The following is a 26,146-nucleotide window of genomic DNA, read 5'->3' as shown; positions in this document are numbered from 1 at the left end:
GGTGGGCCAAGGCCTGATTGGCCCACCCAAGGAGGACTTTATGGCAATTGAGGCCGTTATTTTTGACTGGGCCGGCACGACCATCGACTACGGCAGCCGCGCGCCGCTGCTGGCGTTTCAGCAGACCTTCGCCAGCTTTGGCGTCGATCTGGCGGAGGCGACCATTCGCCGCGACATGGGCATGGACAAAATGGCCCACATTCACCAGCTGCTCAAAGACGAGCGGGTGCGCACGACCCTGGCCGGCCGCTTGAACCAAACCAGCGTTGACGACCTGGCGGTGAGCATTTTTGCCGCGTTCAAGCGCAACCTGCTGGCGGTCCTGCCCACCCGCGCGGCACTTAAGCCCGGCGTGCGCGACCTGATCGCGTACCTGGAGGCCAACAACATCGCGTACGGCACGACCAGCGGGTACGACGCGGACATGATCGCGGCCCTGCTGCCGCTGGTCGCCGCTCAGGGGTACCACCCGCAGGTCAACATCACGGCGGCGGACACCGGCATTGGCCGCCCGGACCCGGCGATGAACCGGCTGGCGATGGGCCGGTTGAACGTTCACGACCCGGCCCGCACCATTATCGTCGGCGACACCCTGAACGACATTCGCGCGGCCCAGGCGGCCGGCGCCAATGCCGTCGGGGTGATCGAAGGCGCCAACCTGCTGGCCCTGGGCCAGGATCAGTGGGCGGCCCTGCCGACCGCCGAGCGGCAAGCGCTCAGGCTGGCGGCCCGCCGCCAGTACGCGGCGGCCGGCGCGGACCTGATCGTTGACAACGCGCGGGACCTCATGAAATTGATGCAAAGCGAAGCCGCCGTGGAGGTGACCGAATGACCCAGCCATACCTACTGTTGACGCCGGGACCGCTGACCACCAGCGACACCGTGCGCGCCGCGATGGACCGCGACGTGTCGACTTGGGACGCCGACTACAACCAGATCACCCAGCAGCTGCGGGCGGACCTGGTGACCCTGGCGCAGGCCGATTGCCACGATTACGCTGCCGTTCTGCTGCAAGGGTCGGGCAGCTACGCGGTCGAGGCGACCATTCAAACCGCCCTGCCCCGCACCGGTGCTAAGCTGATGATCGCGGTGAACGGCGCGTACGGGCGGCGGATGGCCGAGATCGCCGATTACCTGGCCGTGCCGCACGTGGTGGTGGAAATCGATGAGACGAAGCCGTTCGCGCTGCCGCTGATCGAGGCGACGCTGACGCGGCACCCGGACGTGACCCATTTTGCCATCGTGCACTGCGAAACCACGACCGGGGTGCTGAATCCCATCGAGGCCATCATTCCCGCGCTGCACGCGCGCGGGCTGATCACGATCGTCGACGCGATGTCGAGCTTTGCCGGCGTGCCGATTCCGACGGCAGCGCTGGGGATCGATTACCTGATCTCAAGTGCCAACAAGTGCCTGCAGGGCGTGCCCGGCTTCGGCTTTGTGATTGCCCGTCGTGCGGTGATCGCGCAGACCGCCGGAAACGCGCGCAGCCTCGCGCTGGACCTGTACGACCAGCTGGCGACGATGGAGGCCCACGCCGGCAAGTGGCGCTTCACCTCGCCGACCCACGTGGTGCTGGCCGCCGCGCAGGCGATGAAGGAGCTGCAGGCAGAAGGCGACGTGCGCGCCCGCAACCAGCGCTACGCGGCCAACCAGCACCGCCTAGCCGCGGGGATGCAGGCCCTTGGCTTTGAGCTGATCGTGGCCCCAGCGGCCCAGTCGCCGATCATCACCAGCTTCAAGTACCCGACGCCGGACTTTGACTTCGCCGCGTTCTACGCCTTCACCAAGGCTCACAGGTTCGTGATCTACCCGGGCAAGGTGGCGCGGATCCCGAGCTTTCGGATCGGCAACATCGGCGCGGTGCAGCTGGCGGACATCGAGCGGCTGCTGACGGTAGTGGCCGAAGCGCAGGCGGCCCTGGCCCCGGCCGCCGGTTAGTGCTGATAGAATGACAGAAGACCCTTGTTTGCGCAAAGCAAGGGTCTTTTTCTGGTTAAAGATGACGTTAAGCGGGCGGCAAACTAAGGTATAATGACCAGTGCAATCGGATTCAATTGGTTGGCCGACCCGGCGTCGGCGAAAGGAGCCGCTGATGAACGCAAAAACGACACCGCAATCTCCAAAGATGGAAACGCGCCCGCGCGAGCGGATCACGTACTGGCTGTATTTTACCGGCCAGGCAATGGGGTACATGACCCTGACGGCCTTTTCGACCACGTACCTGATGATGAACGGCGTCAACGTCGGCGCCGTCGCCACCGCGATGTTCATCGCCAAGCTGTGGGACGTCTTCGCCGACGCGCTGTTCGGCGTGCTGTACGACAAGGTGCACTGGCGCAGCGGCAACAAGGCCCTGCCGTGGCTGCGGCTGGCCAGCTTCACTGTGCCGCTCACGACCATTGTGCTGTTCCTGATCCCCAGCGGGCTGACGCCGACGATGAAGCTGGTGTGGTTCGTGATCGCGTACATCATCTGGGACACGAGCTACACCATGAGTGACGTGCCGATTTACGCGATGGTCACCAGCATGACGACGCAGGTCAACGAGCGCAATTCGCTGCTGTCGATGGCGCGGCTGTTCGCCTTGGCCGGCAGCTTCCTGGTCACCGTGATCGGGCCGGTGCTGGTGTCCGAACGGGTGGGGATGAGTTTTCCCCAGATGGTGGCCATCATCGCCGTGATGACGCTGGTGCTGATGTTTCCGGTGTCGGTGTTCGGCAAGGAGCGCATCAAGCCCAAGGCCGGGGCGGAGAATCACTACCGGCTGCGCGACATCATTCACTATCTGCGCACCAACAAGTTTCTGGGCATCTATTACCTCGGCTACCTGTTTTGGGGGCTGACCCAAACCGACCAGGTGGTGGGGCTGTTCACGGCTTACTACCTCTTTGGGACCGCGCTGTTTGCGACCCTGACGACGGTGCTGGTGGCGGTGCCGACGATCATTTTCTCGCCGTTCATGGGCCGCATCCTTAAGCGCGTTGATAAGTTCAAGCTGTTCTACTACAGCATGATCGCCCTGGCGGTGCTGGCGTTTGCCATGTACTTTGTGGGTTACCACAACAAAATGCTGTACCTGGTCATGGTGGTGCTGCGCGCCATTCCGATCGGGTTGATCGGCGTGCTGGGGCTGACCTTCACGCCCGACATCGTCGAGTACGGCGAGTACAAAACGCAGATTGACGCGCGCGGCATTGCGTTTGCCGTGCAGTCCTTTGCCGCCAAGCTGGCCTCGATGAACGCGCCGCTGGGGCTGGCCGTGCTGAGCATCTTTGGCTGGAAGGCCATTTCCGCCAGTTCGTTTGCGGCGCTGGAAGCCGAGCACATCACCCAAAGTGCGAGTGCCTTGGGCGGGCTGTGGGCCGTGACCGCCCTGGTGCCGGCAATCGGCGCGGTGCTGGCCACGATCGCGCTGAGCTTCTACAAGCTCAACGACCACGACGTCCAGCTGATGGCGAAGGTCAACGCCGGCGAGGTTGACCGGGAGACGGCCGAAAAGCAGATGAAGAATCAGTACTGAGCGTGGCCGGAAAAAAGCGCAAACTAAAAAGCCGCGCTAACTTTTGGCAAGCATCGCGACTTTTTAGTTAACATGTCAACCACCGCTCTTTACGCGGTTCTGCGGGAGAGTTACCTTTGCGGAGGTGGCTCTCTTTATGTATCCAGTGTCGCATGATTTTTTCTGCCGGAGAACTAGAGGAAAAAGCAATCCTCGCAGAAATCAACTATAGCGCCTTGCTGGCCAAATCGCGCAGGACCTTGGCCTGCGGTGCGGGCAAGCTGCCATCGGCTTTGGGCCCGACGTTCAGTAGCAGGCGGCCGCGCTGCGGGCGCGCGGCTGCAATCATCTGGCGCACCTGCTTTGCGGCGATGAAGTCGCTGGGGCGGGCGGCGCGGTTGTAGCCAAACGACAGGTCCATGCCGCGGGTGATCTCGTAGTAGTCCGGCGCGCCGGTCCACACGGTGTGGTACTCCAGCGTGCGGTAGTCGTAAAATTGCGGCGCCGCGGTTTTGTGCGTCTTTTCCTGGCGCCAGTTGACAAAGGCTCCGCCCAGATTGAACAGCGGGTACAGTGCCTTATGCCGCATCCAGGCCGGGTAGTCGCCCCAGCGGTCGTTGACCATGCCGTCCGGTACCGCCTGGTAGTAATCGGCAAACAGCTGCGGCAGGCGCGGGTCCTGCGGGTAACCGATGTCGCTCCACAAAATATCTGGGTGGTAGCGGTCGATCAGCTCGTGCCACTGCGCCCAGACGTAATCGCGGTAGGCCTTGGAGTGGTCCGACGTCAGCAGGAAGGTGGCGGCGCTTTGAATACGCTGGTGGGCGAAGGTCCAGTCCAGCAGGCTGGAGTAGTACACGCCAAAGCGCATGCCGCGGGCCCGCACGGCCTTGGCTAGCGCGCCGACGAAATCGAAGCCGAGGTGGTAGCCGGGGCGGTGGGGATTTTCCACGGCCGTGTCGTACATCACGAAGCCGTCGTGATGCTTGGTGACGACCACGACGTACTTGGCGTGGGCCGCGGCAAACGCGTCCGCCCAGGCGTCGACGTCCACCTGGCGGGCGCTTGCCTTGAAGGTTTGGGCAAAATCTTCGTACGGCGCGTTGCCGTAATGCTCGCGGTGGTACTGACCCGTGGGCCCGGTTGGGAACAGCATCGAGTTGGCATACCATTCCGCGTACGGCTGGTGCTTCCAGACCTCATACAGCGTCGGGTGCTTGCCTGGCCCGGTCACGGGCTTGGGCGCGAAGGCCGGCACGCTGTACAGGCCCCAGTGAATGAAAATGCCGAAGTCGGCGGCCTCAAACCAGGCCGGGGCGTGGCGGCGATGAATATTGACTTCGTTCATGGTGATCCCTCCTGTGATGACGAGTGGGGGTGCAACGGTGCTCAGCCCCGCGGCGCTGTTTTGCCGTGATTGGCCAGGGCGACCAGGGCGTCGACCATCCAGAGCTTTAAGCTGCCGCCGCTTTGCTGCGCGAGGCGGACCAGCGGGGTGTCCCAGACGATGGTGGCGAGAAACTGGCCCTCCGGCGAGTCCTTCGGCGTCCCATCGTTTTTCTGCATGTTGGCGATGACGGCGGTGGCCACGAGGCGCGCGACCAGCGAGTACTTGGCCAAATCGCGCGGCACACTGAGGCGGGTGAACGCGCCGGGCTTGGGGGCGGACGCGGGTGCCGGGGTCAGACCGCTGAGCGCGGTGAAGGCCTTGACGCTTGGCAGGCCGCTCGGCTGGCGGTACCAGGCTGGTGCGGCGATGCGAAAGGCCGGCGCATCAACGGTTAGCGGCAGCGCTGCGCTCAGGTCGCGGCTGCTGGTGCCGACGAACACGTGCCAGGCTCCGCCGGCCAGGGTGAACTGCTGGTGCGCCTCGTCCCAGCGGCAAAACGCGCGCTGGGGCAGCGTCAGCGTCACGGTTTGCCGCTCGCCGGGCGCCAGCCAGACTTTTTGAAAAGCGGCGAGTGCCTGCTTGGGCACCAGCTGGTCCTGGTCATCCTCGCTGACGTAGGCTTGCACGACCTCGGCGCCGCGCACGGCCCCCGTGTTGGTCACGGCAACAGTGACGGTCAGCGCCGGATCGCTTTTGGCCAAGTGGGCAGCGGCGAGGCGGGCATCGCTCAACCGGAAGGTCGTGTAGCTCAGGCCAAAGCCGAACGGGTAGGCGACGGCCATCTTGGCCTTGTCGTAGTAGCGGTAGCCAACGTACAGGCTCTCGGCGTACGGCACTGACAGCGGACTTCTGCCATAAAGGGCGCTGGACGGCACGTCCGCGTAGCGCTTGGGATAGGTTTCGGCCAGCTTGCCGGACGGGGAAACGGCGCCGAACAGGAGGCGCTCGGCGGCGGCCCCGACGGCCTCACCGCCGAGAAACAAGTTGAGCACCGCCTTGGCGTCCTTGGCCCAGTCCGTGGTCACCACCGAGCCGGCGACCAGCAGGACCACGACGTTGGGGTTGGCGGCCGCGACGGTGTGCAGCAGTGCGACCTGAGCTTTCGGCAGCGCCAGCGAGGTGCGGTCGGTGCCTTCCGCCTCGGCGGTGGCCGGCAGACCGAGCACGACCACGACGTCTTCGGCCGCGTGCGCCTTGGCCACCGCTTCGGCGACCAAGGCGGCATCCGCGGCGCCGTCCAGCGGATAGCCTGGCGCGTAGGTGACCGCGTGGCCCGCCGCTTTAAGCCCCGCCAATATCGACATGCTTTGCGGGGTGGTGATGTGTGACGACCCCGCGCCTTGAATGCGCGTCTGGGCGGCTAAGGCACCAATCACGGCGAGCTTGCGGCCTGGCCGCAGCGGCAAGGCCCCGTCATTTTTCATCAAGACGGCAGCGTGCTCCTCAATCTGCTGCGCCAAGGCGACGTGCTTTTGGAGCAGGGCGGCCCGGTCGCCGGTGAACGCTGGCCGCTTGCGGTCGGCGATGGCGGCGATATTGGCCACCGCCCGGGTGAGCCGCGCGCGATCGAGCCGGCCAGTTTTCAACGCGGCCAAAGCCGACTGATCGAACAGGTGGCCTGAGCTTGGCATTTCCAGGTCGGTGCCGGCGTTCAGGCTGGCGACCTTGTCGTTCAAAGCACCCCAGTCGGTGACGACGGCGCCCTTGAAGCCCCACTGGCCGCGCAGCACGGTGTTGAGCAGGTACTCGTGGTCGCTCATGTACGTGCCGTTCAGCAGGTTGTAGGCGATCATCACCGTTTCGGGCTGACTCTGGGTGACGGCCAGGCGAAAAGCCTCGAGGTACAGCTCGTGCAGGGCGGTGGCGTCGATCAGCGAGTCCGACCGCAGCCGGTCAGTTTCCTGGCTGTTGCCGGCGAAATGCTTGAGCGACGCGCCGACGCCTTTGGACTGCAGGCCGGCGATCCATGCGGCGGCCAGCGCCCCGGTCAGCAGCGGGTCTTCGGAGAAAAATTCAAAGTTGCGCCCGCCCAGCGGGTTGCGCTTGATGTTCACACCCGGGCCGAGCACCACGTCGACGTTCAACGCGCGCGCCTCTTCGGCGATCGCCGCACCCATTTTGGCCAGCAAGCCGGGCTCCCAGCTGGAAGCCGAGGCGCTGGCGGTCGGAAAGGCGGTCGCCGGCACGGCCTCGTTGATGCCCAGGTGGTCTGACGCCTGCGCCTGGTAGCGCAGCCCGTGCGGCCCGTCGCTCATGCGAATGGCGGGGATGCCGGCCACGCTTTCACTGCTCCAGAAATCCCGCCCCGACGTGAGTTTGATCGCGTCCTGATCAGATAAGTCGCGGCGAGTGGCGCCGCTGCCGATGGTGATCGTCATTCTGATACCCCCAATTCTTACCTTGAGAATAACACGCCCCATGGGTTCTGTAACGCGATTTGGGTCGCTTATTTGCGGGAAAAAGCGGTGAGCCGTGGTAGGATTAAGCGGATCTAAACAGGGGAGGCCTGGGCTTTGAAAAAACATCGCGCACTGAAAATCGTTGGCGGCCTGCTTGGCGGCGTGGTGGTCGCGCTGGGCGGCTACATTGGCTACCTGTATGCGGCTTACTACCGCCTGCCTGATGACCTGAAGCTCACGCCGCAGCACAACCAGGCCGGCGTGGTGCAGGTGGGCAAAACTTACCGGGCCCAGTCGTACAACATCGGCTACGATTCGTACCCGCCGAGCTACTCGTTTTTCATGGACGGCGGCAAGTTCTCGCGCGCCTACAGTAAGCAGGCCGTGCAGGACTTGCTGGCCGGGGTGATCAAGACCACCCGCGAAGGGGCACCCGACTTCGCCTTTTTCCAGGAGGTGGACCAAGACGGCGACCGTTCGCGGCACGTCGATGAGGTGGCCGGCCTGCGCCAGGCGTTTGACACGTCCAGCAGTGTCTACGGGCAGAATTACGACTCGCCGTACCTGTTTTACCCCTTTAATCAGCCGATTGGTGCGGCCAAGTCCGGGCTGGTGACCCTGGCCAAGACGCGGGTGACCAGCGCGCGCCGGTATTCGCTGCCGGTCGCGACCAATCCGACCAAGTTCACCGATTTGGATCGCGCCTTTACGGTCACTAAGACGCCGACCAGCAACGGCAAGCACCTGCAGCTGATCAACATTCACATGTCTGCCTTTACCAAGGACCGGGCGATTCAGGCCGCGCAGTTCGCCAAGCTGTTTGAGTACATCGGCCGTGCCTACCAGCAGGGCGACTACGTGATCGTCGGCGGGGACTACAACCACCGGCTGCTGAAAGACGCCGCGGCGATTTTTCACACCAAGCCGCAGGATGAGACCTGGACGCACCTGTTTCCATACGCGCAGCTGCCCAAGGGCTTCCACGTGCCGACCATGGGGCTCGCCAAGGCGGCCCAGCCGTCCGTGCGGGCGCTGGACCAGCCTTGGCGGCCAGGCCAAAGCTTTGTGACCCTGATCGACGGCTTCATCCTCTCGCCGAACGTGCAAGCGAAGACGGTGAACATTGTGGATACTGGGTTCAAATATTCGGACCACACGCCAACGCGCCTGACCTTTGCGCTGAAACCTTGAGGTCAGTTCATCACCCTCCCCAGTCAGTTTTGGTCCAGGCAGTCGCATGCGTCCCTCAGCAAGCCACTCAAAAAGCGGTTCGCTGCCTTGCGGTCCGCTTTTTCGTTAGAGCATTGGCCGCTCCGGGTGGTACACCACAATCGACCCCTTGTCGTAGCGGTTGCGGGTGAACGAGTACTCAAACGGCGTGCCATCGGCCAGCGAGACGATCTGCTCGACTTCGAGCATCGGCGTCTCGGAGACCGCGTCGAGGTAACGCCGGTCGTAGGAGTTGGGCTGGGCGGCGCGGATAATCCGGTAGGCCGCGCCAATGGTCTCACCGAGGGTCTCGCGCATGTAGCGGTAGATCGAGCGCGCCAGGACGTCTTCGTTGAGGCCGGGCACGACCTTGACCGGCATGATCGAGTGCTCGATTTTCCATGGCGAATCGTCCACGATGCGCAGGCGAACGAAGTCGTAAACGGCGTCGGCGACGGCCAGGTTCAGGTCCTCACGCTCCTTGGCGTTGGGCAGCCGCACGTTGTACGCCAGCACCTTGCTGGTGACGAGGTGCCCGTGCATCAGCTCGGTGGTGCCAACGTATTGGTCCACCGTGGCATCAAAGCGAGAAAGCAGATTAATGTTCTGCTTCACATAAGTCCCTGAGCCCTGCTTGCTGTAAATCAGCCCCTCGTTGATCAGCAGTCCCAGGGCTTTTTGAATGGTCACGCGGCTGGTCTTGAATATTTTGGCCAAAGACACCTGATCAGGCAGCGGGACGTCACTGCTGTACGTGCCCTTCATGATCTGAGCCTTTAATTCCTTGCCGATTTCAACATATTTTGCCATTTGTCTACCCTCCAAAAAAGCGCTCTCAGCGAGACTATAACACCTTTCTGAAAATTTGGATAGCCAGCTGTACCAATTAACCTTTGCAAGCGGTGCCAGGCGCGGCCTATAGTGCACCGTGGAGGCAAGAGATGACAACGCTAAAAGACAATTTTCTGTGGGGCAATTCAACCTCAAGCATGCAAACAGAAGGCGCCTGGAATGCGGACGGCAAAGGCCCCTCGGTGTACGACATCAAGGACGCTGGTCCGGATTCTTCGGACTGGAAAGACGCCATCGATGAGTACCACCGCTACCCGGAAGACGTCGAGTGGATGGCAAAGATGAACATGAACTGCTACCGGTTCCAGATCTCCTGGAGCCGGGTCTGCCCGGAAGGGGACGGCGCGTTCAACGAGGCCGGCATCGCGTTTTACGACCGGCTGATCGATGCGCTGCTGGCCCACCACATCCAGCCGATGATCTGCCTATACCACTTCGACATGCCGCTGAGCCTGGCGAAGCGGTACAACGGCTTTGTTTCTCGCAAAGTTACGGACGCCTTTGTCCGGTACGCCGAGGAGATGGTACGCAGGTTCGCCGGCAAGGTCAAGTACTGGATCACGTTCAACGAGCACAACTGCTTCACCTACGATCCGGGCCTGGATAGCGGCGGGAACCTCACTGCCCCGCGTGATATTCGCACGTTGTACGCGATGAGTCACCACACCTTGCTGGCGCATGCCCGCATCACGAGTTTCATCCGGCAGCACTATCCGGACCTCAAGATTGGCGGCATGCTGGCGTACGCAGAGGTTTATCCAAGCACGTCGGATCCTAAAGACGTCGAGGCCACACGGCGGATTGATGAGTTCGTGAACAACAATTATTTGGACGTGTTCACGGCTGGTCATTACTCGCCAGAGGTCCTGCACTTCATGAGGGAGAACGGCCTCATGGATCTGATCCAGCCCGGCGACCTGGAGACGCTCGCCCAGACGACCAGCGACTTCATCGCGTTCAGTTATTATGCTTCCTCCGCCATCGATCACAAGAAGATCGACGAGAGTTCGCCGGTCAACTGGTGGTTCGTGCAAGGCACCGTGTCGAATCCGCACCTGCAGGCCAGCGAGTGGGGCTGGCAGATCGATCCGACCGGGTTCAAGAATGTTTTAGCCAAGGTCTGGAACCGTACTGGGCTGCCAGTCTTCCCAATTGAGAACGGCCTTGGGGTCCGTGAGCATTGGGACGGTGAACATCCGATCGATGATGGTTACCGCATTGACTATCACCGCGAGCACATTCAAGCGCTCAAGGATGCGGTGAGCGAATACGGCGTTAAGGTCTTGGGTTACTTAGGCTGGGGCCTGATCGATATCCCCAGCTCGAAAGGAGATGTCGCCAAGCGGTACGGTGCGGTCTACGTGAACCGCACGAATCACGAGCTCTTAGATATGCGCCGCGTACCGAAGCGCAGTTTTGCCTGGTTCCAGAAAGCTTATGGTTCCAACGGTGAGGATTTGGAATAAGCAATTTATTGAGAGATTGGAGGAAGAGTTATGGAAGCATCTAAGAGCCATAAATTCTTAGATAAATTTTCCGAGGTCGCCGGGCGCATTGGCAACCAGGTCCACCTCAGATCATTGCGTGATGCCTTCGCCACGATCATGCCCTTATTCATCTTGGCTGGCCTTGGCACCTTGATCAACAACGTCGTCTTCCCTTGGATCGCAACGGGGAAGACCTTGGCGAATCTGCAAACATGGGGCACGCTGATTGCCAACGGGACGCTGAACATTGCTGGGTTGATGCTGGCGCCAGTCGTCGGCTTCATCCTGGCCCGGAATAAGGGGTACCGCAGTCCGCTGACTGCGGCGGTCATTTCGCTGGCAAGTCTGGTCATCATGATGCCAATCACGACGCAGATGATGCCAGTCGGCAAGACCGCGGCCATCAACGTGACTGGCGGGTTGAGCTTTGCCAACCTGGGGACCACCGGCATGTTTGCCGGCATCATCATCGGGCTGGTCGCAACCGAGATCTTCATTCGGTTGAGCAACATCAAGCACCTGCAGATCCACCTGGGCGACCAGATTCCACCGGCCGTTGGGGATTCGTTCAACTCCCTGATCCCGGCGCTGATCACACTCAGTATCTTTGCTTTGATTGGGGCACTGCTCATCGTGCTTTGGAACAGTAACCTGATCGCGTTGATCACCACCATCATCCAGGAACCACTGCGCCGGCTGAACACTAGCCTGCCTGGCATGCTGGTCATCTACTCCTGTGGTAACTTCCTGTACACCTTGGGGATTCACCAGGCGGTTATCAACGGGACTTTGCTTGATCCAGTTCTGCTGGTCAACATGGCCAAGAACACCGCCGCTTATGCGGCACACAAGACGATCCCTTACATCATGACGAACACGTTCCGTGATACGTTCGGCATGATGGGCGGCACCGGGTCGACCATCGCGCTGCTGATTGCGGTGTTCATGTTCTCGCGGATCCGGGCGAACCGGGACGTTGCGGCATTGTCCGTTGTGCCTGGGCTGTTTAACATCAACGAGCCGGTCATCTTCGGGTTCCCAATCGTGTTCAACATTCCGATGATGATCCCGTTCGTGCTGAACCCAGTCATCGGTATTCTGATCGCGTACGCGGCCACTGCCATGAACCTGATGAACCGCGTCGTTGTCATGGTGCCATGGACGACACCACCGCTGATTAGTGGTTTTCTTGCCACTGCTGGGGACTGGCGAGCCGTGGTCGTTCAGATTCTGATTCTGGTTATCAACATCATTGTCTACATTCCGTTCTTGAAGGTCAGTGAGAAAGTCACGGCTAAGCAGGCGGAACAGGCCAAAGCTGCGGCAAAGTCATGACTTTGGGCTAAAGCAAAAAAGTTAAATTGAGGCGAGCATCGCTTAGGATGCCCGCTTTTTGCTTACATTAGCGAGGACGGTGGCGACTGCTGCCCGGCGACCTGCGTGCATTCTGGCAGCAGTTATTGCTTAATGGTAAGGTGCTTCACATCCCGTCTGAATCCCGTTGGGAGAGTCAGTATACCTGTGACGGTTGAAAGTGAATGGCAGAAAAAAGTCCTGAATGCGCGTGATGCGGGCATTCAGGACTTTAAATTGTGGTTAATTTGGTTAGTCGTGCAGCGTGAACTGCAGCTTCATCCGCGGGGCGGCCAGCTCGATCATTTGGCCCAGCAACTTGTTGGAGTTGGTGAACGAAACGTCGGCGAGCTTGGCGTTGACCTCGGTGAGGTAAGCCTTGGTGTCGGGCTTGCTTAGTGCGACCTTGTCGGCTTCCAGCTGGATGTGGCGGCATTCGCCCACCGTGTTCTGCTCGAAAATGTTCTCGAAGTCTTCAAACAGGTGGAAGTCGTAGTCCCCAAACGTGGCCAGCAGGTACGACAGCCAGTACTGACTGCCTTGGGTGTAGTGGGCGCCGGTGTTCTTGTACTGGACCGGGGTGTCGTCCACGTTGGCGTAAAACGGCACGACGGCGTTGAACGTGTTCGGGCCGTATGCCAGCCAGTGAATGCCGGCGATTTCCTTCGGCACGTCGTTGCGGATCTGCAGGATGTGCAGCTCCTGGTTGCGGTTGATGCCGATCGGCCGGTAGAGCTTCTTCTGGCCTTCCGTGTTGGTCGTGCCGTACGGGTCGAAGTCCGTGTTTTCGTAGTGGGAGCTTAGGACAAACTTGACGTCCTCCACGGCAATCTTCTTGCTGGTGCGGCAGATGAACGGCAGGTCCTGGTCAATCGGGCTCTGCTCGATTTCCGGGTTAAAGTACTTCTGGCCGTACCAGGCGCGCGGGTTGTTGTAGCGCGTGTCTTTGACGGTGGCGGAGCCGAAGATGTGGCGCAGGTTGTAACCTTCAGGATCCGGGTTCAGGTGGTGGTCGTCGACGAGCTGCTTCAGGTCCGGGGCGCACAGGGTGTCGTCGGAATCGAAGTCGAAGTGGTCGATGTTGAAGCGGTTAGGCGCGATGACGTACGCGTCGTCAGGGATGCGGACGGCGGCCCAGTGGTGGCCGGCGATGCTGTCAAAGTACCAGCACTCGTCCTTGTCGGAGAAGCAGATGCCGTTGGTTTCGTAGGTCCCGTACTCCTCGAGCAGCTTGCCGAGGCGCTGCACGCCTTCGCGGGCGCTGTGAATGTACGGCAGCACGATGGCGGTGATGTCTTCTTCGCCCAGACCGTCCGGATTCATCGGGTCAACGCCCAAAGCGCGGGAGTTGGTCGTGATTGTTTCGGTGGCGGTCATGGCCACGTTATCGCTGTTGATACCGGCAGCGGCCCAGATGCCGTGGCCGTCCACGGCGTCAGGCGTCGAGGTGTAGCCGAGTGGGTTGTCAGGCAACTCCACGTGGAACTTAGACAGCACCGCCTGGTAGTGGCGCGGCTGGTCTTCCGGCTTCACGTAAACGAACTTCTCGGGGTTGAGCGCCTCGGCGCCGTCCTCGTTGCGGGCAATCATGGTCGAGCCGTCAATGCTGGCCTTCTTGCCGACCAGAATGGTCGTGCAGGAGCCTTTGTAACGTTTGGTCAAAAGGATCATCTCTTTCTCAAAAGTTTGCCTCTTTATTGTAGGCTTTCGACGGGAAAAATGCGAAACGTCGTGCAACCCGGCTTTAGCCGGGGAGACACGGTTGTCCCAACCGAGCAGGCCACCCCATCACCGTGAAAAAAAGTTGGCTCAATGCCTTGCACTTTTCTGGCTGAGGCAGTACAGTAGCGGTGTAATAGCAAACTAGAACACTAGTTAGGAGGCGCGGCATGGAGTTCGACGATAAAGTCCCGATTTACTACCAAATCGAGCAGTACATTAACCGTGAAATCATCGTCGGCAATCTGGCCCCTGGCGATCAGGTGCCGGCGGTGCGACAACTGGCGCTCACGCTGACGGTCAACGTCAACACGATCCAGCGGGCGCTGGCGGAACTGATCCGCGACGGCATCCTGGTGTCCGAGCGCGGCAAGGGCAACTTTGTCACGACGGACACCGCGGTGCTGGCCCAGATGAAGCAGCGCGTGATCGAAGACGAGCTGGCCGAAACGTACGACCACCTGGCAGGATTGGGCATGGCGCCGGCGGAAATGGTCGCGGCGCTGGAAGGATACATCAAGGAGCGAAAGGAAGGTGGATCGCATGACTGAGGCGTTAGCGATTCAAGGATTGGGGTACCGGCGGAACCAGAAGCAGATTTTAAAAGATATCAACTTGACGCTGCCGACCGGCCAAATCGTCGGGCTGCTGGGCGCCAACGGGGCGGGCAAAACAACGCTGATGCGGCTGATTGCCGGCAGTGCGATCAACTTTCGCGGTGCGATCAGCGTCGCCGGCGTCACCACAGCGCCGCAGCGCAAGGCGCAAGTCAGTTTTTCCGCGCAGATGGACGGGTTTAACCCGAGCTGGCGCGTTGGCCAGGTGGCCGATGTGATGACCGCGCTGTTCCCGGATTTTCGCACGGCGGACTTCCTGCAGCTGGCGCAGCTGCTTGCCCTCGACCAAAAGCAGCGGATCAAGCGGCTGTCTAAAGGCAACCAGCGCAAGTTGCAGCTGGCGGTGACCCTGTCGCGGCGCGCCTCACTGTACCTGCTGGACGAGCCCTTCGACGGCATCGACGTGATGACGCGCAAGGCAATGCTCAGCAGCATCCTGCGCTGGACGCCGGAGCAGGCGACGCTGGTGATCTCCGACCACCACGTGTCCGACATTGACCAGCTGCTGGACCAGGTGGTCGTGATCAAGGACCAGACCGTGGTCGCCCAGGAGGCGGCGGATACGATCCGGACCCAGGGGCAAAGCATCGAGGCCTACTTTGAAAGCTTTTACGGAGGTGAGCAGCATGACTAGCACGAGTAAAGTATTCTGGCAGATGACAAAGGAACGGGTGCGGCAGGTCACGCAGCTGATTGAGATCGACCTGGGCGTGATCGCGGTGCTCGTGGTCATGCGGCTGATCGGCCGGCTGTCCTCAGAGGATGTGCTGGGCTTTTCGACGCTGTTTGGGCTGATCACGGTGATGGTCGGGTTCGTCGCCCAGGCGCAAAGCCAAGAGCAGGTCTGGGTGCAGAACCGCTGGCGGCTCGTGCCGCTCGCGGACTGGAAGCTTTACTGCGCCAGTACACTGGCGAACCTCGCAACCAGCGTGTACCTGTGGGCCGTCATCGCAGCGGTCACGACCGTGGAAGTGCTGGTGTCCGGCGTCAAAGGCTACTGGTCGAACACTAACCTGGTGGTGCTGGCGTCCGTACTGGTCCTGATTCTGGTCATGCTGATGCTGCTGTGGACCCTGATCAGTTTGGAACACATGCTGACCACGATGATCACCGATTTTCTGCCGGGCATGCAGGAGAAATGGCTCCGGCGCGTCATCATTTTGGTCAGCATTGTGGTTTCGCTTAAGCTGATCGACTGGTTCGTTGATGGCATCACCTGGCTGGTCAATCGGGCCGGCATTACTGGTGCCTCGTTTAATTCGTCCGTAACGATCAATGGCAGCGGGATGGTGATGCACGGTACCGTGCTCGCGGATCTCTGGCTCACCATCATCATGTTTGCCGGCGCAGTGCTGATTCTCAGCGTGCTGAACTGCTATCTGCTGAGCCACTGGGTGGAAACCAAGCAGACCCCAGCGGCGGTCTAGGAGGATTTACTGATGAAAAAATGGTTAATGATTGCGTCGGCGGTGTTTGTCTTGATCCTGGCCGGCTGTCAGAAACGCCAGGCCGACTACGCCGAGGTGTACAACGCGGCGGGCCAGCGCGTGGCGACGGTCAAGAAGGCGGCAGGAATTAAGAAGCTGTCCGCCATCGCCGGCCGTCTTGGTTCGGCCAAAAAGGCAACGCTTTCGGCCCACGCGAAGATCGCGTACCGCTACGTGCTGCACGAGGTGAAGAGTGGTCACCAGATCACCCTCAGCGTGTACCGCGGTGAAAACGCGGTTAAGGTCAAGAACATCCCCGTGCTTGGGGTCGGCCCGTGGCGCATCAGCCAAGCCGACGCGGCCACGCTCGATAGGCCTAGCAGTCTGAAGTAATCAGCCGGCTTGGGGCCGGTATTAGGGAAACATTGCGGTATGGGGCCGCAGGGGATTGGAGGAACCAAGATGGCAATTATTGCAACCCAGCATTTGATGCGCACTTATGGGAAGGGCGCGGCGCGGTTCACGGCGCTGCACGACGTGGACTTGCAGATCGAAGCCGGCGAGGCGCTGGCAATCGTGGGCAAAAGCGGCTCGGGCAAGTCGACGCTGTTGCACCTGCTGGCCCTGCTGGACCAGCCGACTGCGGGCACGGTGGTCTTGAACGGGCAGGACACCCATCAGCTCAAGACCCGCCAGCTCAACACACTGCGGTCGGCGACATTCGGCTTCGTGTTTCAGCAGTTTTTCCTGAACAGCAAGGACACCGTGTACGACAACGTGGTGCTGCCGCTGAAAATCGCCGGCGCGGTTGGCAAGGCGCGGCGTGAGCGCGGACTGGCGGCACTGCGCGAAGTGGGGCTGCTCGATAAAGCCAAGAACAAGGCGACCGACTTGTCCGGCGGTCAAAAGCAGCGCGTCTGCATTGCGCGGGCGCTGGTCAACCGGCCGAAGATCATTTTTGCCGACGAACCGACCGGCAACCTGGACTCGGTGACCGGGCAAATGATCGAGGACCTGCTGTTCAAGTTGAATCGCGAGCACGGGATCACCCTGATCATCGTCACGCACGATCCGGACCTGGCGGCCAAGTGCGACCGGCAGCTGCAGATCCGCGACGGCCAACTGGTGGGAGGTGAGCGCGATAAAATTGCCTGATTTGATCGGCACCGCGGCTTCAAGCCTGTGGCGCAACAAGGGCCGGACGCTTCTGACGGTGCTGGCCACGCTGATCGGCGCGTTCACCATCGCCCTGACCCTCGGCATCCGGGTTGGCGTCAACTCGTACATCAGCAAGCAGGTGGACAACGTCGGCGAAAAGGACCAGCTGATGGTGTACGCCGACACGCCGTCCGGCAGTGCCAGCGATAAGCCGGAGAAGTACGACCCTGCCGTCAGCAGCACCGCCAGCACGCAGATGCTGACGACCAAGCAGGTGCAGACGATCGCCAAGGTGAAAGGCGTCGCCAAGGTCACACCGAGGAAGAACTTCACCGCCGAGTACATTCAAGGTGCCAGTAAGCGGAAGTACGCGATCACTGGCGGCGATGGTCAGGGCAGGCACGTCGACATGGCGCAGGGCGTGCAGGCCAGCGGCCGCGCCTACACCGTTGATTTGAACAAGGCCTACGTTAAGGCGCTGGGCTACAAGAGCGCCAAGGCGGCACTGGGCCACACCGTGGCGATCGCCGCTGCCAATCAGGCGACCAACCGACGCCAGCTGCTGAAGGCCAAGATTGTCGGCGTCCGCAACGCCAGCATCGTCGACGGCGGCCAGGTGATCCTCAGCCCGGGGCTGATCGACGCGATCAACCGGATCAACAACGCCGGTCTGCCGAGCAACGTCAAAAACCAGTACTACAACGTGCTGGCCACGGTGAGCCACCCGACCAAGCGGAACATTTCGCGCATTCAAGATGCGCTGACGGCGAAGGGAATGGCTAGCTCGACCTTTGCCGACGAGGTGGGGTCGATTCACCAAACCATCAACGCCGTGACCGGCGGCCTGACGCTGTTCGGGGCAATCGCGCTGCTGGCGGCCGCATTTGGCATCATCAACACCTTGTACATGTCGGTGCGCGACCGCACGCGCGAGATCGGCCTGATGAAGGCACTGGGCCTCAGCCGCGGCAAGATATTCGCCTCGTTCAGCCTCGAGGCGGCCCTGATTGGCCTGCTCGGTGCCGGTGCCGGGTGCGGACTGGCGCTGCTGGCCAGCGGGTTTGTGAACCAAGCGGCGACCAGCTCGTTCTTAAAAGGCATGACGGGCTTCACGCTGATCCAGTTCAGCGCGGGCAACACGCTGAGCATTCTGGCCCTGATCACGGTGATCGCGGTGCTGGCCGGCACCTTGCCGGCGATCCGCGCGGCGCGGCTGGTGCCGATCTCCGCGCTGCGTTACGAATAATGTTAATTAAGTCAGGGGGCTGCGGCGATTGTTGCAGCTCTTTCGCTGCGTCACGACGCGCCTAAGCTTCGGCTAAGATAGCCAACAGAGACGCCTTCCATTATACTGAGCCTATCTCAACCATCTAAGGAGAACATGATGCGCAAATGGTCGCTTGCACTTGTTGCTTTCGGGGTCTTATTCCTTGCCGCCTGCCATTCCCAGACGCCGCCGGTGAGCCAGCAGGCCGCCCGCACCAAAACGGTGTTGAAGCAAAAAGATAATCTATGGGCGGAAGTCGCCACGGTTTCGGCGATGGTTTCGCCAAGCGGCCAATTGTCTGCTGAAAAGGCAAAGAAGGACACGACCTTGACCCCTTGGATCAGTGATCGCGGCGTTTTGTACCAAGTCGGGACGTATAAGCCAACCGCCAGTTATGCCGCCATCAAGCAGCACGCCAAAAAAGAGGTGGTGGTGCCGAAAGACTATCATGTCGCTTCAATCAAGCAGATCAATGCGACGCTGGCGGCCATGGGGGCGAAGACGACTATCAAGCATTATCGTGATCTGGTTTATCTAGCGCCCAGCGGTGGCACCACGACGACGCAGATCAAGGCGGGCTTCTTGATCGAAGGCAGCCATCTTTACGTCGTCAACATCGACTACACAAACGGCACGGCCGCCGCGCCGGTCGTCCGGGGCACCGTGTATTCAAACCATTATCAATACGCGGCCAGCAAGCGCCTGAAGCCTGACGCGGTCAGCGGCTTGTGGCAAAGCACCACTGGCCAGCTGGCGATGGTGCGTGATCAGCAAGTGGTCACAATCCAAGACGGGGCGTTTGTCCGTGGGCAACTTGAGGATCTCAGCAAGCAAAAGGTCCCTGCACTGTATCAAAACACGAGCTTCGTGCTTCGCCAGTCCCAAGCGGCCAAGCTGGCGGTGAAGATTGGTCGTAACTCCCTGGCTTCCGGGGACTTGTGGGGCAACTTGTACGTGTTCCTGTCGCCAACCAAGATGGTTCAGGTCACCAATGGCAGCGTCATCGTGTATACTAAGCAATCCACGCAGACGACCAGTTCGCAGTTTCCCGAGCAGGTCTTCACCGTTTTTGACAAGTTGGACGCGCAACAGGCCACCAACGTTGCGGCTTACATACTGCCCAAGGGCAACAATACTTATTCAGTCGGCATGGCAACGAGCAATGACTATATCACCGTCAACTATGCCGGTGGTCTGGCCGGGGCAGAAGCCGCCAATCTCAGCGGCGATACGCTGACCGTTGGGGCCGACATGAACCACAATTGATGTTGATTAGGTGAAAAAACGCCACGACCCGCAATTTGCTGCGGAGCGTGGCGCTATTTTTGCGGTCAGATCAGTTTTCCTGCAGCGGATCGAAACTGGCGACAAAATGGAATTCGCTGCCGTCGAAGCGCATTTCCAGGATCGCGCAATTGCCGGTGTGAATCTGGTACTCGGTCATCGGCCAGGCCAGGTAGTGCAGCAGGAAGGCGTGCATCGCGCCGCCGTGGCTGACCGCCAGGACCGTGTCGCCCTTGGACTGCTGCATGACCGCCGTCAGGGTCGCGAGCATGCGTTTCTGTACGGCCAACATCGCCTCGCCGCCGTAGCCGTGGTCGGCAAAAAAGGTGCCGTAGCTGGCCTCGCCGGGGTGCTTGGGGTTCAGGGTTTCGCTTTCGCCTTCGAAGACGCCGAAGTCCCACTCCTTGATGCCCTTCAGCCGCTGGTAGGGCTGGTCGGAGATCAATTCCAGCGTGTCAGAGGCCCGCTCCTGGGTGGAAGACACCGCATCGGTGAAGTGAATGCCGCGTTTTTCGAAAAACGCCTTGGCCGCCTTGGCCTGCGCGATGCCGCGCGCCGTCAGCGGCGAATCCGAGGCGCCTTGGATGCGGTGGTAAACGTTAAATAAGGTCTCGCCGTGCCGCATAAGATAGAGAGTTTTCATTGGTGTTCCTTTCGTTCTGGTCAGTTTTCGCTTACGCTTGCTGCTCAGCGTTCAGCGCGTCCAGCTCCTGGATGATCTGCTGGCATTCGTCGAGGTTCTTGGCCACGGCGCCGGACGCCAGGGGATGACCGCCGCCACCGTGCGCCACGGCCAGCTGGTTGATCGGCCAGTTCTTGGCACGCAGCTCGACGCGCCACTGCCCGTCGGCGCGTTCGGTGAACATGGCCCACGATAACACCGTGGTGAGTTTGCCGACCGTTGACACGGCGGCTTGCGCCTGCCCCGGCTGCAGCCCCAGCTCTTCGATCACCTTTTGCGTGACGTATAGGCTGCCAGCACCGTGCGGGGAGACCTGCATATTGCCTAGGGCGTAAGCTTCGAGGTGGGCGATGGCCGGCGAGTAATCGGATTCAGCACGGCCAATCGCTGGCGCGTCAATGCCGGTGCGCATGAGCGCGGCGGCGACCTCATGGGTGTGCGGCGTCGTTAGGTCGTACAAGAAGCGGCCGGTGTCGCCGATGATGCCGGCGTACAGCATCGCCGCCACTGGCTGGGTCAGTTGCAGGTCCGGACTGGCGGCAATCAGGTCCGCCACGATTTCCGAACAGCTGGACGCGTTCGGCTTCACGAAGCTCAGGTCGCCGAACGGTTCGCGGTCTGGGTGGTGGTCGATCCTGATCAGCTGCTTGCCATCCTGCCAGTGGTCGCCAGCGATGCGCAGCGTGTTCGCCGTGTCGATCACGACCACGAGGGCGCCTGCGTATGCCTCAGCGGGGACGCGGTCTGGGGTCGTGATCCAGGCCAGGCCGGCATCGGGTTCGCCGGCCTTGAGCACGGTTTTATCTGGGTAGGCCGCCTGCAGGGCAGTCGCCAGCCCGCCTTGGGCGCCGAACGCGTCTGGGTCGGGGTTTTGATGCCGGTGAATGATAATCGTGTCTGCGGCTTTGAACGCCGCAAGAATTTGAGCAGTGGTTGCTTGCATAATCTGCCTCCTAAGGGCAGTTTAGCCTTTTGACGGGGAAAAGGGTACTGAATGTGCTATCATGGGAGGCAAAATCATTGACAAGACACGGAGGCAATTATGCGTAATTTAGCGATGTTGACGGACTTGTACGAGTTTTCAATGGCCGGGGGGTTCCACCGGGAGCTGCCCAAGACGCGCGGCGTGTTCGATATTTTCTACCGGAACGTGCCGGATCACGGCAGCTTTGTGGTGGCGGCCGGCCTTGCCCAAGTGGTAGACGTGCTGCGCGATTTTCATTTTGACGCGAGCGACATTGCCTACCTGCGCGGCCTGAAACTGTACGATGACGACTTTCTGGCCTACCTCGCTGACTTCAAGCTGGATTGCACCGTGACCGCCGTGGCCGAGGGGACGCCGGTGTTCCCCCGCGAGCCGCTGCTCACGGTGGAGGGGCCGCTGGATCAGGTGCAGCTGCTGGAAACGGTGCTGCTTAACATCGTTAACCACCAGTCGCTGATTGCCACCAAAGCGCGGCGCATCACGTTTGCCGCGGCGGGGCGGCCCGTTATGGAGTTCGGGGCGCGCCGGGCGCAGGGGCCGGATGCGGCCATTTACGGCACCCGCGCGGCCATCATTGGCGGGGCGGCTTCCACGTCTAACGTGCTGGCGGCCAAGGCGTTTGGCATCCCCGCAGCGGGGACTATGGCGCACAGCTGGGTCGAAGCGTTTCCGTCCGAGCTGGCCGCCTTTCGTTCCTGGGCCAAGCAGTACCCGGACAACGCCGCACTTTTGGTTGACACTTACGACGTCCTTGCGTCCGGCGTCCCCAACGCCATCATCGTGTTCAAGGAGCTGCTGGCGGCCGGCCACAAGCCGGTTGGCATCCGGATTGACTCCGGGGACATCACCAAGCTGGCCAAGCTGGCGCGCCGCCAGCTTGATGCGGCCGGGCTGCCCGACGTCAAAATCACGGCCAGCAACGCGCTGGATGAATACGTGATCCCGGCGCTGCTGGCCGAAGGGGCGCCGCTGGACAACTTTGGGATCGGCGAGAAGCTGATCACCAGCTCCTCATCGCCGGTGCTGTCGGGCGTCTACAAGCTGGCCGCCACGCGCACGAACGGCGTGCTCAAGCCGAAGATCAAGGTGTCGGCGTCCATTGAAAAAACGACCCTGCCCGGCATCAAGCAGACCTACCGCCTGTACCGGCCGGGCAGCTGCGAGGCGTTTGCGGACGTCATCGCGTTGGCCGACGAGCAGCTGACCGCGCCTTTGGCCGTGGTCAACAGCAATCCGCTGACCACGCACAAGCGCATCGTGCTGACGGCGTTTGACGCGCAGCCACTGAGTGCCCCGGTGCCGCTTGATCAGCCGGCCCCAAGCAAGGTCTTTGCCATCCAGCGGTTTGCCAAAACCAAGCTGGCAGAACTGCCGAGCGAAACGCAGCGCCTGGTCAACCCGGACACGTACACCGTGTACGTCACCCAGCAGCTGGCGGATCTTCAGCAGCAGCTCATGGATGAGGCCAAGCGGGACTGATTGCTCTCTGATACTCAAGCCAGAAAAGGTCGCAGCAGCCGCTGCGGCCTTTTTTGCGGCTTGCGAGCAGGCTAGGCCATGCGTCTGCCTAAGTGCGCGAGCCTCTCGCACCATAAAAACGGGCTCCGACTTGGCAACGGGGGAGCATCTAGCTACGCCACCCGCTTCACCTGCTGCGCAGGCAAAGCGAGTGGCTATGCTAGCTGTCCCCCTAAAACCGCCAAGTCTGCGCACCGTAAAACTTGGGCTGCCGGCTCGCAACGGCAGAGCGCATAGCTACGCCTGACCCTTCACTCGCTTTGCGAGCAAAGGGCCAGGCTAGGCTATGCGTCTGCCTAAGTGCGCGAGCCTCTCGCACCGTAAAAATGCCGTCAGCTGGGAGAGCTGGCGGCACGGGGTTGGGGTTGCGACTCGCTTGGGGGACGAGTCGCGAGGAGGAATATGTAATGAAGATTTGGAGTTTGGGGTAGAAACAAGAAGTTGGCTTGTTTCTATGCTGTTAATACTACCGGCGGACTGTGAAGAAATCGTGACAGAATCGGGCAGGGTTTGTAACGTTTCGAAGGGGAAAACGTGACGGACTGGCCGGTTTGGCGGTGGAGGGAGGACGGCGGAATAGGGTTTTGCGGGCAGTCCTAGGTGTCCTGCAGACGTGGCGTCGAGTGGCTCTCTCTAAGCGCTAAAGCGTAATCGTGGCGCTTCTCTAGTCTGGCTGCTTTGCAGCCAGCCGTCGAGTTGGCCGGCCCTCAACTACAGAAGTTGTCATTGTGCAGTGCTCTAGCCACGTCTGCAAGCAGACGTGGCGTCGAGTGGCTCTTTCTAAGCGCTAAAGCGTAATCGTGGCGCTTCTCTAGTCTGGCTGCTTTGCAGCCAGCCGTCGAGTGGCCGGCCCCAACTAGAAAAGTTACTATTATGCAGTGCTCTAGCCACGTCTGCAAGCAGACGTGTCGTCGAGTGGCTCTCTCTAAGCGCTAAAGCGCTAAGAGAGAGCGCAAAAAGCCGCCGGTTGGGGGCCGGCGGCTTGGTTGGGGTAGGGATGGCAGGACGGTTGGGGCACCGTCCTGCCTGATTTTTACTTTGGAGGGGTGAATTTGAGATGGCATTCAAGCCCTCCATATCAACGTTTTAAGATGGTGCACTACCGAGGTGGCACATAAATGGCACAACCCGGTTTTTAACGTTCTTTAGCTGTCACCTAAGCGACTGCTTCTTCCTTCACTTTCGGCTTGTAGGTCACTAGACCGTTGAGTCGTTGCGCCATTTCAGTATTGCTGTTCGGGTAGAGATGTCCATACACACCAAGCGTGGTCTGAACATCTGTATGACCCAAACGATCTTTAATCATCAACGGATTTTCTTTTAAGCTGATGAGCAAAGCTGCATGAGAGTGACGGAACCCATGAAGGGTAATAGCTTTGAGTTTCAATTCGTCGGTGTGGTCTTTCATCGGCTTATCCAACTTACCTCGTCCAATCGGCACACCATCTTGTGAAATCACGAAGTCGGAACTGACATGATCCTTCTGGCGCGCGTGCCATTCTTTGAGGTATTGAAGTGTAGTTGTGTCCAACGTAATCACACGCCGACTAGCTACCGTCTTAGGATCAGATAAATCGTAGTCGAACACTGATCGAAAATGCAACGTTCGCTCAACTTGAAGCGTTCCTTGCTCAAAGTCGATGTCGTCCCAGAACAGCCCAGTCGCTTCACCTAGCCGTAAGCCAGTGAAGAACATCAACCAATAGCTGATAAATAAGAAGTGTTGTTGATAGTCCGTGATGTCAAACGAGCTAATAAACGTTTCAAATTCCTGCAACGTCCAGAATGAAATCTGCTTCTTAATTTTTCGTACATTGCCGACGACCTTAGCCGGATTCTCTTTAGCATAGCCCATAATTACGGCTTGTTTAAAAATCTGCGATAGTAAGCAGTGATTTATTCGAGTGTAAGCATTGCTGGCGCGGGCATTCAACTCGTTCTGCCATTTCATCACATCAACCGAAGTAATCTTACTAACGAGCATGTCGTCAAAGTAGCTCAGGTTGAGTTTGCGACAATACTCTCGTGTCCGGAAAGTGTAATCCTTTACACGTCCTTTGTACCACGGCAAGAACAACGTATCCACAAATTCGCTGAATTGAATTTCTTTGAGGTTCGTCTCGTCTGGTGTTGCGCCAGCCGCCATAACTGTGTTGTATTCTTCACGAGCCTCTTTCTTGGTTCGGAAGCCACTACGACGAATTTGGACACGTTTGCCAGTCTTTTCGTTAAAGCCGACATTGGCTCGAAAATACCAAGTTTTATCGGTAGAACTTTGTTTAATTGGATCTGCAAGTTTAGGCATATTCGTTACTCCTCATTGCAGATGACCAACAAATGAGCCTGAATCTAACTCAATCCCTAGTATCTCCTCAACAGTAGTAATTGGAACTCTACCCAGCCGTTTTGACTTATAGTAAGGGTGTCCGCTTTTCACCAAAAGTAGTTTGGCTTGACGGATAATATCCTTCGAGAACGAAGGCCCATAGCCGAGCGCCATCAGCTCATGCTTGGTCAAAGTCGGGGTTACGATGCGGGTCATTGTGCCTCCTTCCCTAATAGTAGCTGGGTACTTCCAACTACAATTATACCTCCAGCAGATACATACGAATATACTGACACGTATACTTGTACGACTAGTGTTAAAATTCATGACAGGAAATTATCACTTCTAGCTCTACTTACGTTATGGCCTGTAAGTGGAGCGCTAATTCACCTCCAATTAACGATTTATAGCGGCGTTGTTCAGCCCGGTCCCGACCGGCTAACTGATCCACAGTGGGTCAGTTCTCCCGTTACGTGGGAGTGACGTGCAAGTATCTGGCCTTGGTGTTCGCTCACTCTGCGAGGTCATGGCGACGGCCGTTGTTACTGAACAACGCTATTCAATTGTCAAAGGACATCAGCGGTAACTAAAAACCCGCTTCGTTATATACAGACAACGAAAACTGGTAGAAATGAAAGAGGTTGGCGAAAAAAGTTTATATTTTTTTCTGACCAAGATTTTGTGAGCGCTGTGCCAGGTGCTTCTGAACATCAAAATGCTTAGTAATGTAGATCAGTTTGATTTGAAGTTCTTGCTTCAGGTCTGGGTCAATTCGCCGTTGCCCGTACTTGGCCTCGTAGTCAATATCCCTATCAAATAATTCGAGCATAAGCGAAACCGCGTCGTCGTTGTCCTCCTGAACCGCTAAAATAATCGGTACAAGAGTATCGATCTCCTCAATTTTCAAGTCAAGTGCAACGATGATAACGAATTCTTGATAGTGGTCTAGGCTGTTACGCCATGCATCGGTA

At 59.6% G+C, this 26,146-nt stretch carries 23 protein-coding genes; 14 read left to right on the top strand and 9 right to left on the bottom strand.

Annotated elements, in window-relative coordinates; translation table 11 throughout:
• Window positions 1-40 precede the first annotated feature (40 nt).
• From phnX to EKM85_RS07865, 3 genes are all read left to right on the top strand, one after another.
• Window positions 41-832: a phosphonoacetaldehyde hydrolase gene (gene phnX / locus EKM85_RS07875; RefSeq protein ID WP_125585727.1), complete on the top strand. Its 792-nt coding sequence runs from the start codon at window positions 41-43 to the stop codon at window positions 830-832.
• Window positions 829-1,941 (top strand): 2-aminoethylphosphonate--pyruvate transaminase, encoded by a 1,113-nt coding sequence (gene phnW / locus EKM85_RS07870; protein WP_125585726.1) that lies wholly within the window; start codon window positions 829-831, stop codon window positions 1,939-1,941. Before phnX ends, phnW begins: the two co-directional genes overlap by 4 nt.
• 154 nt (window positions 1,942-2,095) lie before the next feature.
• Window positions 2,096-3,523: an MFS transporter gene (locus EKM85_RS07865; protein ID WP_125585725.1), complete on the top strand. Its 1,428-nt coding sequence runs from the start codon at window positions 2,096-2,098 to the stop codon at window positions 3,521-3,523.
• A gap of 205 nt (window positions 3,524-3,728) precedes the next feature.
• Here EKM85_RS07865 and EKM85_RS07860 read toward each other — a convergent pair whose 3' ends face one another.
• Window positions 3,729-4,850, bottom strand: coding sequence for an alpha-L-fucosidase (locus EKM85_RS07860; RefSeq protein WP_164510712.1), 1,122 nt, complete (start codon window positions 4,848-4,850; stop codon window positions 3,729-3,731).
• Window positions 4,851-4,891: 41 nt separating this feature from the next.
• On the bottom strand, window positions 4,892-7,270 hold the full coding sequence (locus EKM85_RS07855; RefSeq protein WP_225418959.1) for a glycoside hydrolase family 3 C-terminal domain-containing protein: 2,379 nt from the start codon (window positions 7,268-7,270) through the stop codon (window positions 4,892-4,894).
• Between the two features lie 135 nt (window positions 7,271-7,405).
• Between EKM85_RS07855 and EKM85_RS07850 the strand changes: the two genes are divergently transcribed.
• Window positions 7,406-8,482 carry an endonuclease/exonuclease/phosphatase family protein gene (locus EKM85_RS07850; RefSeq protein ID WP_191987295.1) on the top strand — a complete coding sequence of 359 codons (1,077 nt, stop codon included), beginning with the start codon at window positions 7,406-7,408 and terminating at the stop codon, window positions 8,480-8,482.
• Between the two features lie 105 nt (window positions 8,483-8,587).
• Here the strand turns inward: EKM85_RS07850 and EKM85_RS07845 are convergent, their stop codons facing one another.
• Entirely contained in the window at window positions 8,588-9,310 is a 723-nt protein-coding gene (locus tag EKM85_RS07845; protein ID WP_125585722.1) for a GntR family transcriptional regulator, read from the bottom strand.
• Between the two features lie 131 nt (window positions 9,311-9,441).
• Between EKM85_RS07845 and EKM85_RS07840 the strand changes: the two genes are divergently transcribed.
• Window positions 9,442-10,818: a glycoside hydrolase family 1 protein gene (locus tag EKM85_RS07840; RefSeq protein ID WP_125585721.1), complete on the top strand. Its 1,377-nt coding sequence runs from the start codon at window positions 9,442-9,444 to the stop codon at window positions 10,816-10,818.
• A gap of 30 nt (window positions 10,819-10,848) precedes the next feature.
• Window positions 10,849-12,174: a PTS sugar transporter subunit IIC gene (locus EKM85_RS07835; protein WP_125585720.1), complete on the top strand. Its 1,326-nt coding sequence runs from the start codon at window positions 10,849-10,851 to the stop codon at window positions 12,172-12,174.
• Window positions 12,175-12,444: 270 nt separating this feature from the next.
• On the opposite strand, the gene EKM85_RS07830 is transcribed toward EKM85_RS07835, so the two are convergent.
• On the bottom strand, window positions 12,445-13,854 hold the full coding sequence (locus EKM85_RS07830) for a C69 family dipeptidase (RefSeq protein WP_125585719.1): 1,410 nt from the start codon (window positions 13,852-13,854) through the stop codon (window positions 12,445-12,447).
• A 227-nt stretch (window positions 13,855-14,081) separates the two neighbouring features.
• Between EKM85_RS07830 and EKM85_RS07825 the strand changes: the two genes are divergently transcribed.
• From EKM85_RS07825 to EKM85_RS07795, 7 genes are all read left to right on the top strand, one after another.
• Entirely contained in the window at window positions 14,082-14,462 is a 381-nt protein-coding gene (locus EKM85_RS07825; RefSeq protein ID WP_125585718.1) for a GntR family transcriptional regulator, read from the top strand.
• Window positions 14,455-15,162: an ATP-binding cassette domain-containing protein gene (locus EKM85_RS07820; RefSeq protein WP_125585717.1), complete on the top strand. Its 708-nt coding sequence runs from the start codon at window positions 14,455-14,457 to the stop codon at window positions 15,160-15,162. Before EKM85_RS07825 ends, EKM85_RS07820 begins: the two co-directional genes overlap by 8 nt.
• Entirely contained in the window at window positions 15,155-15,955 is an 801-nt protein-coding gene (locus EKM85_RS07815; protein ID WP_125585716.1) for a hypothetical protein, read from the top strand. Before EKM85_RS07820 ends, EKM85_RS07815 begins: the two co-directional genes overlap by 8 nt.
• Before the next feature lie 12 nt (window positions 15,956-15,967).
• Window positions 15,968-16,348, top strand: a complete 381-nt coding sequence (locus EKM85_RS07810; protein WP_125585715.1) for a hypothetical protein — start codon at window positions 15,968-15,970, stop codon at window positions 16,346-16,348.
• A 69-nt stretch (window positions 16,349-16,417) separates the two neighbouring features.
• Window positions 16,418-17,110, top strand: coding sequence for an ABC transporter ATP-binding protein (locus tag EKM85_RS07805; RefSeq protein ID WP_125585714.1), 693 nt, complete (start codon window positions 16,418-16,420; stop codon window positions 17,108-17,110).
• A complete protein-coding gene (locus EKM85_RS07800; protein WP_225418958.1) occupies window positions 17,103-18,359 on the top strand; it encodes an ABC transporter permease in 1,257 nt (418 codons plus the stop codon). Before EKM85_RS07805 ends, EKM85_RS07800 begins: the two co-directional genes overlap by 8 nt.
• A 138-nt stretch (window positions 18,360-18,497) precedes the next feature.
• Window positions 18,498-19,646: a hypothetical protein gene (locus EKM85_RS07795; protein WP_125585713.1), complete on the top strand. Its 1,149-nt coding sequence runs from the start codon at window positions 18,498-18,500 to the stop codon at window positions 19,644-19,646.
• Window positions 19,647-19,716: 70 nt separating this feature from the next.
• Here EKM85_RS07795 and EKM85_RS07790 read toward each other — a convergent pair whose 3' ends face one another.
• A complete protein-coding gene (locus EKM85_RS07790; RefSeq protein WP_125585712.1) occupies window positions 19,717-20,307 on the bottom strand; it encodes a histidine phosphatase family protein in 591 nt (196 codons plus the stop codon).
• Window positions 20,308-20,338: 31 nt separating this feature from the next.
• Window positions 20,339-21,289: a DHH family phosphoesterase gene (locus EKM85_RS07785; protein ID WP_125585711.1), complete on the bottom strand. Its 951-nt coding sequence runs from the start codon at window positions 21,287-21,289 to the stop codon at window positions 20,339-20,341.
• Between the two features lie 96 nt (window positions 21,290-21,385).
• Here EKM85_RS07785 and EKM85_RS07780 point away from each other — a divergent pair, with 96 nt between their 5' ends.
• Window positions 21,386-22,810 carry a nicotinate phosphoribosyltransferase gene (locus tag EKM85_RS07780; RefSeq protein WP_191987296.1) on the top strand — a complete coding sequence of 475 codons (1,425 nt, stop codon included), beginning with the start codon at window positions 21,386-21,388 and terminating at the stop codon, window positions 22,808-22,810.
• 1,195 nt (window positions 22,811-24,005) lie between these two features.
• Here EKM85_RS07780 and EKM85_RS07775 read toward each other — a convergent pair.
• The 3 genes from EKM85_RS07775 to EKM85_RS07765 all read right to left on the bottom strand — a co-directional run.
• Window positions 24,006-25,154: a site-specific integrase gene (locus EKM85_RS07775; RefSeq protein WP_125585709.1), complete on the bottom strand. Its 1,149-nt coding sequence runs from the start codon at window positions 25,152-25,154 to the stop codon at window positions 24,006-24,008.
• Between the two features lie 12 nt (window positions 25,155-25,166).
• Entirely contained in the window at window positions 25,167-25,391 is a 225-nt protein-coding gene (locus EKM85_RS07770) for a DUF3173 domain-containing protein (protein WP_054719397.1), read from the bottom strand.
• A 439-nt stretch (window positions 25,392-25,830) separates the two neighbouring features.
• On the bottom strand, window positions 25,831-26,146 hold a 316-nt coding region (locus tag EKM85_RS07765), incomplete at its 5' end, for a helix-turn-helix domain-containing protein (protein WP_225418957.1).

It is taken from the genome of Lacticaseibacillus jixianensis (assembly GCF_003946485.1).
GTDB lineage: Bacteria > Bacillota > Bacilli > Lactobacillales > Lactobacillaceae > Lacticaseibacillus > Lacticaseibacillus jixianensis.
This window is presented reverse-complemented; position numbering and strand designations above follow the sequence as displayed.